Here is a 13,979-nt window from a genome sequence, read left to right as displayed (position 1 = left end):
CTCGTACTGGACGTACTTGGGCTTTCGGCCGGTGCGGCGAGAGTGCGTGCCGGGCGTCGCGACGGGGCGAACGTTGCCTGCCGCGGCACTAGCGCAGGAACGGGTCCACGGCCACCGCCACGAAGAGCAGCGACACATAGGTGATGGACCAGTGGAACAGCCGCATCTCCTTCAGCTTCCCACCCGTGGCCTCGGACTTCGCGCGGCTCTGCAGCGCGTGCGCCTCCCACAGCCACCAGCCGCCGGCCACCAGCGCGACCGAGGTGTAGAACCAGCCGGTGTAGCCCAGCGGGGTCAGCAGCAGCGAGACGACGACCATCACCCAGCTGTAGAGGACGATCTGCTTGGCGACGACCTTGTTGGAGGCGACGACCGGCAGCATCGGCACGCCCACGCGCGCGTAGTCGTCCCGGACCTTCATGGAGAGCGGCCAGTAGTGCGGCGGCGTCCAGAAGAACATGACGAGGAAGAGGACGACCGGCGCCCAGGACACCGAGTCGGTCACGGCCGACCAGCCGATCAGCACCGGCATGCAGCCGGCGATGCCGCCCCACACGATGTTCTGCGAGGTACGCCGCTTGAGGATCATCGTGTAGACGACGACGTAGAAGAGGAGCGCGCCCAGGGCGAGCCACGCCGACAGCCAGTTGACGGTCAGACCGAACAACAGTGTCGAGACCACCGCGAGGGTGATGCCGAAGGCGAGACATTCACGCGGGCTGACCATCCCGGTGACCAGCGGACGCTGCGAGGTGCGGTCCATCAGCGCGTCGATGTCGCGGTCGATGTACATGTTCAGCGCGTTGGCGCCGCCCGCGGACAGATAGCCGCCGAGGCAGGTCAGCACCACCAGGCCGAGGTCCGGGACGCCCTGCTGCGCCAGGAACATCACCGGGACGGTGGTGATCAGCAGCAGCTCGATGATCCGTGGCTTGGTCAGCGCCACGAATGCCTTGGCCCGGGCCCCGAACGGCCGCCGGCTCGGGCTCTGACTCGCCCCGACAATCCCCACTGGACGGGATTCAACGGCCGTCACGCACACCCCTGACAGAGACTCCCAGCAAGCCCGCGGGTGTGAACTCCCCGTAAAGGCTCGCGCGTACCACGCCACTGTAGACGTTGCCCATACCCCGACATTCGCGGGGGTGGGGTCGTGTTGGGAGGGGGCCCCGGAAGAGCTGATCGGCACTCCGTTGAGCACTCGTACGAGCGCCTCCGTATTCACATGCCGAACAGGAAACACACCGGTCGGGAGGCGGATCCCGAAGAGTCCCGGCAGTCTGGAATGACTCGAAAAAATGCGCGTTCTGTCGGGGGTAGGCTCGACAACGGCCGGTGGGCGCCGCGTGCACCGGCATTCGACATGCGTGACATGTGGAGAGGAGCCCTGACCCAGGGTGAGCACCAAGCCGACCACCACAGACCTCGAGTGGACCGAGTTGGACCAGCGGGCCGTGGACACCGCCCGCGTCCTGGCCGCCGATGCCGTACAGAAGGTCGGCAACGGCCATCCCGGTACGGCGATGAGCCTGGCTCCTGCCGCGTACACCCTCTTCCAGAAGGTGATGCGGCACGACCCGGCGGACGCCGACTGGGTCGGCCGCGACCGCTTCGTGCTGTCCGCGGGCCACTCGTCCCTGACCCTCTACACCCAGCTGTACCTGGCCGGCTTCGGCCTGGAGCTGGACGACCTGAAGTCGTTCCGTACGTGGGGTTCGAAGACCCCGGGTCACCCGGAGTACGGCCACACCACGGGCGTCGAGACGACGACCGGCCCGCTGGGCCAGGGTGTCGCCAACGCCGTCGGCATGGCGATGGCCGCCCGCTACGAGCGCGGTCTCTTCGACCCGGAGGCCCCGCAGGGCGAGTCGCCCTTCGATCACTTCGTGTACGTGATCGCGGGTGACGGCTGCCTCCAGGAGGGCATCTCCGCGGAGGCGTCCTCGATGGCCGGCCACCAGAAGCTCGGCAACCTGGTCCTGCTGTGGGACGACAACCACATCTCGATCGAGGGCGACACGGAGACGGCCGTCTCCGAGGACACCGTGAAGCGGTACGAGGCGTACGGCTGGCATGTGCAGCGCGTCGCCCCGAAGCCGGACGGCGACCTGGACCCGCACGCTCTCTACAACGCGATCGAGGCCGCGAAGCAGGTGACGGACAAGCCGTCCTTCATCGCGATGCGCTCGATCATCGCCTGGCCCGCCCCGAACGCGCAGAACACCGAGGCCGCGCACGGCTCGGCGCTCGGCGACGACGAGGTCGCGGCCACCAAGCGCGTCCTCGGCTTCGACCCCGAGCAGTCCTTCGAGGTCGCCGACGAGGTCATCGCCCACACCCGCGGGGCGCTCGACCGCGGAGCCCAGGCGAAGGCGGACTGGGAGAAGTCCTTCCAGCTGTGGCGCGACGACAACGCCGAGCGGGCCGCCGAGTTCGACCGCATCGCCGCGGGCGAGCTGCCGGCCGGCTGGGAGGAGAAGCTCCCGGTCTTCGAGCCCGGCAAGGGCGTCGCGACCCGCGCCGCGTCCGGCAAGGTGCTCCAGGCGCTCGGCGCGATCATCCCCGAGCTGTGGGGCGGCTCCGCCGACCTCGCGGGCTCGAACAACACCACGATCGACAAGACGTCGTCCTTCCTCCCCGCGGACAACCCGCTGCCGGAGGCGGACCCGTACGGCCGCACGATCCACTTCGGCATCCGCGAGCACTCTATGGCCGCGGAGATGAACGGCATCGCGCTGCACGGCAACACCCGTGTCTACGGCGGCACCTTCCTGGTGTTCTCCGACTACATGCGCAACGCCGTCCGGCTGTCCGCGCTGATGCACCTGCCGGTGACGTACGTGTGGACCCACGACTCCATCGGTCTCGGCGAGGACGGCCCCACCCACCAGCCCGTCGAGCACATCGCCGCGCTGCGCGCCATCCCGGGCCTGAACGTCGTCCGCCCGGCCGACGCCAACGAGACCGCGATCGCCTGGCGCGAGATCCTCAAGCGCCACACGAAGGTCTTCGGCAAGGGCGCCCCGCACGGCCTGGCCCTCACCCGCCAGGGCGTGCCGACGTACGAGTCCAACGAGGACACGGCCAAGGGCGGATACGTCCTGTTCGAGGCCTCCACGGGGACGCCCGAGGTCATCCTCATCGCGACCGGTTCCGAGGTGCACGTCGCCGTCGAGGCGCGCGAGCGGCTCGAGGCCGACGGGGTGCCGACGCGAGTCGTGTCGATGCCGTCCGTGGAGTGGTTCGAGGAGCAGGACCCGGCGTACCGGGACAGCGTGCTGCCCCCGTCCGTCAAGGCCCGCGTCTCGGTCGAGGCGGGCATCGGACTGACCTGGCACAAGTACGTCGGGGACGCCGGTCGCATCGTTTCCCTGGAGCACTTCGGTGCTTCCGCCGACGGCAAGGTCCTCTTCCAGGAGTACGGCTTCACTGCCGAGAACGTGGCCGCGAAGGCGCGGGACTCGCTTGCATTCGTTTCCGGGCTCGCCGACGCCCAGCGCTGACGCTCACACACGACACGTAGGAGATGTAATTTCCATGACAGACGCACTCAAGCGCCTCTCCGAGGAGGGCGTCGCGATCTGGCTGGACGACCTGTCGCGCAAGCGGATCACGTCCGGCAACCTCGCCGAACTGATCGACCAGCAGCACGTCGTGGGCGTCACCACCAACCCGTCGATCTTCCAGAAGGCGATCAGCAGCGGCGACGGCTACGAGCAGCAGCTCGCCGACCTCGCCGCCCGCAAGGTCACCGTCGAAGAGGCCATCCGCATGATCACGACGGCGGACGTCCGCGACGCCGCCGACATCCTGCGCCCGGTCTTCGACGCCACCGGCGGCCAGGACGGCCGGGTGTCGATCGAGGTCGACCCGCGCCTGGCGCACCACACCGCGCCGACGGTCGCCGAGGCCAAGCAGCTCGCCTGGCTGGTCGACCGGCCCAACACGCTGATCAAGATCCCGGCCACCAAGGCGGGTCTGCCGGCCATCACCGAGGTCATCGGCAACGGCATCAGCGTCAACGTCACGCTCATCTTCTCGCTGGAGCGCTACCGCGAGGTCATGGACGCCTACCTGGCGGGCCTGGAGAAGGCGCAGGCCAAGGGCCTGGACCTGTCTCTGATCCACTCGGTGGCGTCCTTCTTCGTGTCCCGCGTGGACACCGAGATCGACAAGCGGCTCGACGCGCTCGGCACCGACGAGGCCAAGGCCGCCCGCGGCAAGGCCGGCGTCGCCAACGCACGCCTCGCCTACCAGGCGTACGAAGAGGTCTTCTCGAACGGCCGCTGGGCCGCGCTGGAGAAGGCGGGCGCCAACAAGCAGCGTGCGCTGTGGGCCTCCACCGGTGTGAAGGACCCCGCCTACAAGGACACCCTGTACGTGGACGACCTGGTCGCGCCCAACACGGTGAACACCATGCCGGAGGCGACCCTGTTCGCCACCGAGGACCACGGGCAGATCACGGGCGACACGATCGCCGGCACCTACGAGCAGGCCCGCGCCGAGCTCGACGCCGTCGAGAAGCTCGGGATCGGTTACGACGACGTGGTCCAGCTGCTCGAGGACGAGGGCGTCGAGAAGTTCGAGGCCTCCTGGAACGACCTGCTCAAGTCGACCGAGGCGGAGCTGGAGCGCCTCGCCCCCTCGGAGGGCTGACACCTTGGCATCTCTTGCCGGATCCGGAGCCAACCCGCTCCGTGACCCCGCAGACCGACGGCTCCCGCGTATCGCGGGGCCGTCGGGCCTGGTCATCTTCGGCGTCACGGGCGATTTGTCCCGGAAGAAGCTCATGCCCGCCGTGTACGACCTCGCCAACCGAGGTCTGCTGCCGCCGGGCTTCTCGCTGGTCGGGTTCGCCCGCCGCGAGTGGAAGCACGAGGACTTCGCTCAGGAGGTCCACGACGCGGTCAAGGAGCACGCCCGCACGCCCTTCCGCGAGGAGGTCTGGCAGCAGCTGGTCCAGGGCATGCGCTTCGTCCAGGGCGTCTTCGACGACGACGACGCGTTCGAGCGGCTGCGCTCGACGATCGAGGAGCTCGACAAGGCACAGGGCACGGGCGGCAACTTCGCCTTCTACCTGTCCGTGCCGCCGAGCTCCTTCCCGGTGGTCATCCAGCAGCTGAAGAAGCACGGGCTGGCCGACCAGGAGAGCGGCTCCTGGCGCCGCGCGGTCATCGAGAAGCCCTTCGGCCACGACCTCGCCTCGGCCGAGGATCTCAACAAGGTCGTCCACGAGGTCTTCGCCCCGGACCAGGTCTTCCGCATCGACCACTACCTGGGCAAGGAGACCGTCCAGAACATCCTGGCGCTGCGCTTCGCCAACACCATGTTCGAGCCGATCTGGAACCGGTCCTTCGTGGACCATGTGCAGATCACCATGGCCGAGGACATCGGCATCGGCGGCCGGGCCGGCTACTACGACGGCATCGGCGCCGCCCGTGACGTCATCCAGAACCACCTGCTCCAGCTGATGGCCCTCACGGCCATGGAGGAGCCGGCCTCCTTCGACGCGGACGCGCTGGCCGCCGAGAAGACCAAGGTGCTCGGCGCCGTCCGGCTGCCGAAGGACCTGGGTCTGGCCACCGTGCGCGGTCAGTACGCGCCCGGCTGGCAGGGCGGCGAGAAGGCCGTCGGCTATCTCCAGGAAGACGGCATCGACCCCAAGTCGAAGACCGACACCTACGCGGCCATCAAGGTGGAGGTCGACAACCGCCGCTGGGCGGGCGTCCCCTTCTACCTGCGCACCGGCAAGCGGCTGGGCCGCCGGGTCACCGAGATCGCGGTGGTCTTCCAGCGGGCCCCGCACTCCCCCTTCGACTCCACGGCCACCGAGGAGCTCGGGGCGAACGCGATCGTCATCCGCGTCCAGCCCGACGAGGGCATCACGGTCCGCTTCGGCTCGAAGGTGCCCGGCACCTCGATGGAGATCCGGGACGTGTCGATGGACTTCGCCTACGGCGAGTCCTTCACCGAGTCCAGCCCCGAGGCGTACGAGCGCCTCATCCTCGACGTGCTGCTGGGCGACTCGAACCTCTTCCCCCGCACGGAAGAGGTGGAGCTGTCCTGGAAGATCCTCGACCCGATCGAGCAGTACTGGGACAAGCACGGCAAGCCCGCGCAGTACCAGTCGGGCACCTGGGGTCCTGTCGAGGCCGACGAGATGCTCGAGCGAGACGGACGGAGCTGGCGCCGGCCATGAAGATAGACCTCACGGACACCACTGCCAGCAAGATCAACAAGGCGTTGGTGAAGGCCCGCCGGGCCATCGGCACCCCCGCCGTCGGCATGGTGCTCACCCTCGTCGTCGTGACGGACGAGGAGAACGCCTACGACGCCCTCAAGGCCGCGGGCGACGCGTCGCACGAACACCCCTCGCGCACGCTCGTGGTCATCAAGCGCGTCTCGCGCTCGGCCCGGGGCCGCACCGCGTCCCGCCTCGACGCCGAGGTACGCGTGGGCGCGGACGCGGGCACCGGTGAGACGGTCGTCCTGCGGCTGTACGGCGAGGTCGCCGACCACGCCCAGTCGGTCGTCCTGCCGCTGCTGCTGCCGGACGCGCCGGTGGTGGTCTGGTGGTCGGTGGACGCCCCGCGCGACCCGGCGGGCGACCCGCTGGGCGCCCTGGGCCAGCGCCGGGTCACCGACAGCTACGCGGCGGAGAAGCCCGTGGGCGAGCTGCGGGCCCGCGCCGAGAGCTACGAACCGGGCGACACCGACCTGGCCTGGGCCCGGATCACCCCGTGGCGCTCGATGCTGGCCGCGGCCCTCGACCAGATCTCCTGCGAGATCGTCTCCGCCGAGGTGGCGGGCGAGGAGTCCAACCCGAGCGTCGAGCTGCTCGCCATGTGGCTCGCCGACCGGCTCCATGTGCACGTGCGGCGCGCGGTCTCCGCAGGTCCCGGCCTGACCCAGGTCCGGATGGAGACCACCGCCGGCCCCATCACGCTGCACCGGTCGGACGGTGCGATGGCCACCCTGGCCCTGCCGGGCCAGCCCGACCGCGCGGTGGCACTCAAGCGCCGCAACACGGCCGAGCTGCTCGCGGAGGAGCTGCGCAGGCTCGACCCCGACGACACCTACGCGTCCGCCCTGCGCTTCGGGGTGGACCGGCTCGGCGGGATCCAGTCGGCGGAGGAGCGCGCCGGGGAGCGGGCCGAGGCGGGTACTCAGCCCACGCCGGCCCTCCCGGTCCGCGGGGTGCCGGAACCGGCGGCCGCCGACCGCAGGCCCGCACCGGCCAAGCCGGCCGAGTCGCCCGCCGCGCCGTCGGGCGCCGACGACGCGGACCGGCCCTCTCCGGCGCAGATGCCCCCGGTCAGGAAAGCGGATTCGCCGTGAGCACTCCCCAGCTGGTCGTGCACCGCGACAAGGAGCTGATGGCGCAGGCCGCCGCGGCCCGCCTGATCACGAAGATCGTGGACGCCCAGGCCTCCCGGGGCCAGGCGTCCGTGGTCCTCACGGGCGGCCGCAACGGCAACGGCCTGCTGGCCGCGCTGGCCGCGGCGCCGGCCCGCGACGCCATCGACTGGGGCCGTCTCGACCTGTGGTGGGGCGACGAGCGCTTCCTGCCCGAGGGCGACCCGGAGCGCAACGTCACCCAAGCCCGCGAGGCCCTGCTGGACTCCGTCCCCGTGGACCCCAAGCGCGTGCACGCCATGCCCGCGTCCGACGGTCCCTGCGGCACCGACGTGGAAGCGGCCGCGGCCGCCTACGCCGAGGAGCTGGCCCGCGCGGCCGGCCCCGAGAACCACGGCGCGGTGCCCACCTTCGACGTCCTGATGCTGGGCGTCGGCCCGGACACCCATGTGGCCTCGCTCTTCCCGGAGCTGCCGGCCGTACGGGAGACCGAGCGCACGGTGGTCGGCGTCCGCGGCGCGCCCAAGCCCCCGCCGAACCGGGTCACCCTGACCCTCCCGGCGATCCGGGCGGCCCGTGAGGTGTGGCTGCTCGCGGCCGGCGAGGACAAGGCACAGGCCGCGGCGATCGCCCTGTCCGGCGCGGGCGAGATCCAGGCCCCCGCGGCGGGCGCGCAGGGCCGGGCGCGCACCCTGTGGCTGCTGGACACCGCGGCGGCCTCCCGGCTGCCGCGGTCGCTGTACCCTCCCGCGTCTCCCTGACGCGCCTGCTCCACCCCCGGAACCCGTACGGTCAACCGCCGTACGGGTTCCCTCCGTTGTAGGGCTGGTAGGGGCCGCCGCCGTACGGGTTCTGCGGCGGCGGGGCGTACGGCGCCCCGTGCGGGTGGCCGTACGCGGTGCCGTAGGGCGGGCTGTACGGGGCGCCTTGCGGGGGGACCGGGGGCGGGGGTGCCGCCTGCGCCCGGGGCAGGGTGGCCGGGTGGGCCGCGAGGCGGATGCCGTAGCGCCGCTTGAGCCGGCGCGTCTCCAGCAGCGAGATGCTCGTCACGGTCAGCGGCGCGCCCAGGATGAAGACGATGCCCATGGTGAGGCTTAGCCCGTGCAGGTCGCCCGTGACGAGGTCGGGGACAGCCATCAGCCAGGTCGTCACCGTGGCGAGCAGCGGAGGCAGGGAGCGGTGGACGGCGGCCGTGCCGAAGAAGTTGCCGGAGACCTGGACCGCTCCGTAGATCACCATGCCGGTCAGCCAGAGCGCCGCGAAGCCGAGCGGCACCAGCCAGAAGCCGCCGAGCGCCATGGTCCCCCGCCACAGGAACACCAGCCCGACGACCGAGCCGATGAAGAACAGCAGCAGCTTGAGCGAGTTGACGAGCGGCACCCGCATCTGGCGGACGGTCCCGGTGCGCCGCCACACGAAGAGCATCACGCCGACCGTCAGCGGCGTGATGAAGAGCACGACGACGGACGCCGTCAGCATGTTCTCCAGCACCTCTTCGAAGGCGAACTTGCGCTGTACGAAGGTGTACACGCCGAAGGCCGCGACGGCTCCGGCGATGATGCGTGCCTTCTTGAGCCGATCCACGGACGGATCGACCGACGGCGGGATCCACGCCGGGTGGTACAACGCCTGCGCCACCTGTTTCGGCTGAAGGATCGACCGCATCGACAGCCTGTCGCTCATCCAGTTACCGCGCGTGCCTGCCAACTTCTACTCCCCCGAGTCGTCGCCGCGTGATCCTCGCGGATTTTACGGGAAGCGGACGGGCTCCCGCCGCCCGCTTCCCCTCCTTCACCGCATCCCCTATCGGCCGCGCAGTTCCCGGTACTTGGCGACGAGTGCCTTCGTCGACCCGTCGAGTCCCGGAACGTCCGCGCCTTCCGTCAGCGCCGGTTCGACACGCTTGGCGAGGACCTTGCCGAGCTCCACGCCCCACTGGTCGAAGGAGTCGATGTTCCAGATCGCGCCCTGCACGAACACCTTGTGCTCGTAGAGGGCGACGAGCTGGCCGAGGACCGAGGGGGTCAGCTCACGGGCCAGGATCGTGGTCGTGGGGTGGTCGCCCTTGAACGTCTTGTGGGCCACCAGCTCCTCGGGCACGCCCTCCGCGCGCACCTCCTCCGGTGTCTTGCCGAAGGCCAGCGCCTGGGTCTGCGCGAAGAAGTTCGCCATCAACAGGTCGTGCTGGGCCCCCAGTTCGTCGCTGAGTTCGGCGGACGGCTCGGCGAAGCCGATGAAGTCGGCCGGGATGAGCTTCGTGCCCTGGTGGATCAACTGGTAGTAGGCGTGCTGCCCGTTGGTGCCCGGGGTGCCCCAGACGACGGGTCCGGTCTGCCAGTCGACCTCGACGCCGTCCCGCCCGACGTACTTGCCGTTGGACTCCATGTCCAGCTGCTGGAGGTAGGCGGCGAACTTGGACAGGTAGTGGCTGTAGGGCAGTACGGCGTGCGACTGGGCGTCGTGGAAGTTGCCGTACCAGACGCCCAACAGGCCGAGCAGCAAAGGCACGTTGGACTCGGCGGGCGCGGTGCGGAAGTGCTCGTCGACGAGGTGGAAGCCGTCGAGCATCTCGCGGAAGCGGTCCGGGCCGATGGCGATCATCAGCGACAGGCCGATCGCCGAGTCGTAGGAGTAGCGGCCGCCGACCCAGTCCCAGAACTCGAACATGTTGGCGGTGTCGATGCCGAAGTCGGCGACCTTCTCGGCGTTCGTCGACAGGGCGACGAAGTGCTTGGCGACGGCCGCCTGGTCGTCGAGCGCGGCCAGCAGCCAGGTGCGGGCCGAGGTCGCGTTGGTGATCGTCTCGATGGTGGTGAACGTCTTGGACGCGATGATGAACAGCGTCTCGGCCGGGTCCAGGTCACGGGTGGCCTCGTGCAGGTCGGCGCCGTCCACGTTCGACACGAAGCGGACCGTGAGGTCGCGGTCGGTGTAGCCGCGGAGCACCTCGTAGGCCATCGCGGGGCCCAGGTCGGAGCCGCCGATGCCGATGTTCACCACGTTCCGGATGCGCCGGCCGGTGTGGCCGGTCCAGGCGCCGGAGCGGACGCGGCCGGCGAAGTCGGCCATCTTGTCGAGGACCGCGTGCACCGCCGGGACGACGTTCTCCCCGTCGACCTCGATCACCGCGTCGCGAGGGGCGCGCAGCGCGGTGTGCAGGACCGCGCGGTCCTCGGTGGTGTTGATCTTCTCGCCCCGGAACATGGCGTCCCGGAGGCCGAAGACATCGGTGGCTGCGGCCAGCTCGCGCAGGTGCCGCAACGTCTCGTCGGTGACGAGGTGCTTGGAGTAGTCGATGTGCAGGTCACCGACCTGCACCGTGTATCCGGCGCCGCGCTCGGGGTCGGCGGCGAACAGCTCCCGCAGCCGCACCTCGCCGAGTTCCTCGCGGTGTTTGGCCAGAGCGGTCCACTCGGGCGTCTGGTTGAGCCTCGTACGGCCGTCTGCGTTCATGTCGGACTTCAGCTCTCTTTCCTCATCTGTCCGTGCTGCGCACGCCTTGCCCCGCGCCTCTCAACCTAGTTGATCAGGAGGGGACGTGAGCCGTCGCGGCACCGTCGTGCGGGGCAACAACAGGTACGTCCGCCTTGCCCGCGGGTATCAACGCGGCGACGGCGAGTGCGAAGAGCAGCGCCGCCAGCAGTGCGGGCGTGTTGAGGCCGAAGGCCCGGGCGGCCGCTCCGCCGAGCAGCGCGCCCAGCGGCGCGCCGGAGGTGGAGGCCGTCCGGAAGGCGGCGGCGATGCGGCCCACCATGGACGCGGGGCTGCGCTGCTGCATCAGCGTGACCTGGTTGACGTTCCACACCATGTTCATGATGCCGAGCAGGAGCATGCCCACCAGCAGGGCACCGAGGTGCCGGACGGTGCCCATGAGCAGCAACGACGCCGTCTGGACGCTGCCGCCGAGCAGCAGGGCCCGGGCCCGCCCGACGCGGCCCGCGATCCGCTGGGCGGCGAACCCGCCGACGAGGCTGCCGAGCGCGTACCCGGTCATCGCCGCGGCGAACCCGGTGTCGCCCGCGTGCAGCCAGCGCGTCACGTGCAGCACCAGCGTGGCGATCAGGGCGCCCATGCCGATGTTGCACAGCAGGGTGGCCAGGCAGATCGACCGCAGGACGCCGTCACCCCACAGGTGACGCAGGCCTTCGCCGATCTCCGCGCGCAGGGTGCTGCCGGCCGGACGCGGCTCCCGCTCGGGCGGCCGTATCCGCAGGGATGCCACCAGGGCGGCGGCCAGCAGATAGGTGCCCGCGTCGGCCGCGAACGGCAGGAAGGCGCCGACGCCGAGCAGCAGCGGCACGACCGGGCCGGCCAGCAGACCTCCCGCGAGCTGTTGGCCGGTCATCAGGCGGGCGTTGGCCCCACCAAGGGTCTCGGCGTCCACCAGAGAGGGCAGCAGGGCCGTGGCGGCGTTGTCGAAGAGCGTCTGAAGGGTCGTCAGCAGGAAGGCGAGGGCGAGCAGCAGGGGGATGGAGGCGTGGCCGAGGGCCACGGCGAGTGCGAAGGCGGCGACCAGCAGACCACGCACGGTGTCCACGGCCCACATCGCGCGCCGCTGGTCCACCCGATCGGCGACGGCCCCGCCGAGCAGGCCGAACAGCAGCCACGGGAGGTAGGTGCAGGCGGTCACGGAGGCGATGACCAGGGGATCGTCAGTGAGCTGGACGGCGAGCAGGGGCAGCGCGGTGGTCCGCAGCGCGTCCCCGAAGCGGGAGATCACGGCGGCGCTCCACAGCCGCCCGAACCCCCCGCGCCACGCGGGCGCGCGCACCCCCGCCGTTCCGACCGCCACCGCAGCTCCCCCTCCCGGCTCGCGGGTTCACCGTGAGACACGGGAACCGCTACGAAAACCGTAGAGGGAGCCACTGACAATCGGCCCGGGGGCAGGCGTCCGCCGGTCCGGGACGGCGCGAGAACAGGTCCGGCCAGGCGCCCTCGGGCAGCCCGGCCGGCCTCGACAGTTCCTAGATCTCGCCCCGCAGTTTGGCGAGCGCTTCGGCGAGGATCGCCTCGCCGTCCGCGTCACTGCGCCGCTCGCGCACGTAGGCGAGGTGCGTCTTGTAGGGCTCGGTGCGCGGCGGGTCCGGGGGGTTGTCCCGGTCCTGGCCGGCCGGGAATCCGCAGCGGGGGCAGTCCCAGGTGTCGGGGACCTGCGCGTCGCTGGCGAAGCTGGGCTGCGTCTCGTGTCCGTTGGAGCACCAGAAGGAGATGCGCAGACGGGGCGCGGACTCGCCCCGCTCGGCCTCGCCCATCGGCCCCGCCCCGACCCGGCTTCCTCGGATCGCGTTGCCACTTGCCACGGTCGTAACTCCCTGCGTGATGGTGCCGCAAAGCGAGTCGGCGTTTCGCTTCGCTGCGAGCGCCTCAGTCTACGTAAGGCCCAACGCGCGTCCAGTGATTGGAGTTACAGCTCCCACACCTAGACGCAAGCCCCATGATAGGCCGCGCTCAGCTGCGCGTACCGAACATGGGGCCTTACGTACCGGAATGTGTGTGCCTGTGCGACGCTGATCAGCTGTTCGTCTTCATGAGGAGGCCGAGGACGATGATGGTGGCGAACCACAGGGTGCCGACCACGACGGTGATGCGGTCGAGGTTGCGCTCGGCGACCGAGGAGCCGCCGACGGAGGACTGCATGCCGCCGCCGAACATGTCGGAGAGGCCGCCGCCCTTCCCCTTGTGCATCAGCACCAGCAGCATCAGCAGCAGGCTGAAGACGATCAGGGCGATCGAGAACCCCAAAACCACGGCTGGACCAACTTCCTCGGAATCGGATAACGACGGGGGCACGGCACGACGGCCATGCCCCCGCAAGGGTACGACGGATCGCCGCTAGCGCATACTCACTGGTCGCGGAAGCGCACGATCTTGACGAACTCGTCGGCGTCCAGCGAGGCGCCGCCGACCAGCGCGCCGTCGATGTCGGCCTGCGCCATGATCTCGGCGACGTTGCCGGACTTGACGGAGCCGCCGTACTGGATGCGGACCGCGTCGGCCAGCTCCTGGCTGTAGAGCTCGGCGAGCTTGGCGCGGACGGCGGCGCAGACCTCCTGCGCGTCCGCGGCGCCGCAGACCTTGCCGGTGCCGATGGCCCACACCGGCTCGTAGGCGATCACGACGGACTCGGCCTGCTCGGCCGGGATGTCCTTCAGACCGCCCTCGACCTGGGCGAGGGTGTGGGAGACGTGGTTGCCCGCCTCGCGGACGTCCAGTTCCTCGCCCACGCACAGGATCGGGGTCAGGCCGTGCTTGTAGGCGGCCTTGACCTTGGCGTTCACGACGTCGTCGGTCTCGTTGTGGTACTGCCGGCGCTCGGAGTGGCCGACGGCCACGAAGGTGCACTTGAGCTTAGCGAGCATCGGGCCGGAGATCTCGCCGGTGTAGGCGCCGGAGTCCTGCGCCGAGATGTCCTGGGCGCCGTACTTGATCTTGAGCTTGTCGCCGTCGACCAGCGTCTGCACGGAGCGCAGGTCGGTGAAGGGCGGCAGGACGGCGACCTCGACGGCCTCGTGGTCCTTGTCGGACAGGGCGAAGGCGAGCTTCTGGACGTGGGCGATGGCCTCGAGGTGGTTGAGGTTCATCTTCCAGTTGCCCGCCATCAGCGGCGTGCGAGTGGTCATACG

General features: G+C 70.2%; 12 protein-coding genes. 5 read left to right on the top strand and 7 right to left on the bottom strand.

The annotated features are described in order from the left end of the window. Positions 1 to 88: 88 nt before the first annotated feature. The gene (locus tag AB0J04_RS15805) at positions 89 to 1,042 is read right to left on the bottom strand and encodes a heme o synthase (protein WP_363168985.1); all 954 of its coding nucleotides are present in this window, start codon (positions 1,040 to 1,042) and stop codon (positions 89 to 91) included. Positions 1,043 to 1,397: 355 nt separating this feature from the next. Here AB0J04_RS15805 and tkt point away from each other — a divergent pair, with 355 nt between their 5' ends. Genes tkt through pgl form a run of 5 tightly spaced genes read left to right on the top strand, consistent with a single transcriptional unit; the run spans position 1,398 to position 8,117 of the window. Continuing rightward, complete coding sequence (tkt, locus tag AB0J04_RS15800) at positions 1,398 to 3,503, top strand: transketolase (RefSeq protein ID WP_363168984.1); 2,106 nt, start codon at positions 1,398 to 1,400, stop codon at positions 3,501 to 3,503. A 34-nt stretch (positions 3,504 to 3,537) separates the two neighbouring features. Next, positions 3,538 to 4,656, top strand: a complete 1,119-nt coding sequence (tal, locus tag AB0J04_RS15795; RefSeq protein ID WP_363168983.1) for a transaldolase — start codon at positions 3,538 to 3,540, stop codon at positions 4,654 to 4,656. 4 nt (positions 4,657 to 4,660) lie between these two features. Then, positions 4,661 to 6,199 carry a glucose-6-phosphate dehydrogenase gene (gene zwf, locus AB0J04_RS15790; RefSeq protein ID WP_363168982.1) on the top strand — a complete coding sequence of 513 codons (1,539 nt, stop codon included), beginning with the start codon at positions 4,661 to 4,663 and terminating at the stop codon, positions 6,197 to 6,199. Next, positions 6,196 to 7,338, top strand: coding sequence for a glucose-6-phosphate dehydrogenase assembly protein OpcA (gene opcA, locus AB0J04_RS15785; RefSeq protein WP_363168981.1), 1,143 nt, complete (start codon positions 6,196 to 6,198; stop codon positions 7,336 to 7,338). Before zwf ends, opcA begins: the two co-directional genes overlap by 4 nt. Next, on the top strand, positions 7,335 to 8,117 hold the full coding sequence (gene pgl / locus AB0J04_RS15780) for a 6-phosphogluconolactonase (RefSeq protein WP_363168980.1): 783 nt from the start codon (positions 7,335 to 7,337) through the stop codon (positions 8,115 to 8,117). The genes opcA and pgl overlap by 4 nt, the downstream gene beginning before the upstream one ends. A 31-nt stretch (positions 8,118 to 8,148) precedes the next feature. Here pgl and AB0J04_RS15775 read toward each other — a convergent pair whose 3' ends face one another. From AB0J04_RS15775 to tpiA, 6 genes are all read right to left on the bottom strand, one after another. Further along, positions 8,149 to 9,039: a hypothetical protein gene (locus AB0J04_RS15775; RefSeq protein WP_363168979.1), complete on the bottom strand. Its 891-nt coding sequence runs from the start codon at positions 9,037 to 9,039 to the stop codon at positions 8,149 to 8,151. Between the two features lie 120 nt (positions 9,040 to 9,159). Next, complete coding sequence (gene pgi, locus AB0J04_RS15770; RefSeq protein WP_363168978.1) at positions 9,160 to 10,809, bottom strand: glucose-6-phosphate isomerase; 1,650 nt, start codon at positions 10,807 to 10,809, stop codon at positions 9,160 to 9,162. A gap of 73 nt (positions 10,810 to 10,882) precedes the next feature. Next, on the bottom strand, positions 10,883 to 12,076 hold the full coding sequence (locus AB0J04_RS15765) for an MFS transporter (RefSeq protein ID WP_363168990.1): 1,194 nt from the start codon (positions 12,074 to 12,076) through the stop codon (positions 10,883 to 10,885). A 244-nt stretch (positions 12,077 to 12,320) separates the two neighbouring features. Beyond that, positions 12,321 to 12,656, bottom strand: coding sequence for an RNA polymerase-binding protein RbpA (locus tag AB0J04_RS15760; RefSeq protein WP_003957010.1), 336 nt, complete (start codon positions 12,654 to 12,656; stop codon positions 12,321 to 12,323). Positions 12,657 to 12,867: 211 nt separating this feature from the next. Continuing rightward, positions 12,868 to 13,104, bottom strand: coding sequence for a preprotein translocase subunit SecG (gene secG, locus AB0J04_RS15755; protein ID WP_363168977.1), 237 nt, complete (start codon positions 13,102 to 13,104; stop codon positions 12,868 to 12,870). Between the two features lie 95 nt (positions 13,105 to 13,199). Continuing rightward, a complete protein-coding gene (tpiA, locus tag AB0J04_RS15750; protein WP_363168976.1) occupies positions 13,200 to 13,976 on the bottom strand; it encodes a triose-phosphate isomerase in 777 nt (258 codons plus the stop codon). Positions 13,977 to 13,979 lie beyond the last annotated feature (3 nt).

The sequence above is a fragment of the Streptomyces sp. NPDC050263 genome (genome assembly GCF_040655955.1).
In the GTDB taxonomy this organism is placed as follows: Bacteria; Actinomycetota; Actinomycetes; order Streptomycetales; family Streptomycetaceae; genus Streptomyces.
The sequence above is the reverse complement of the archived record's forward strand: the minus strand, read 5'-3'. Positions and strand labels throughout refer to the sequence as shown.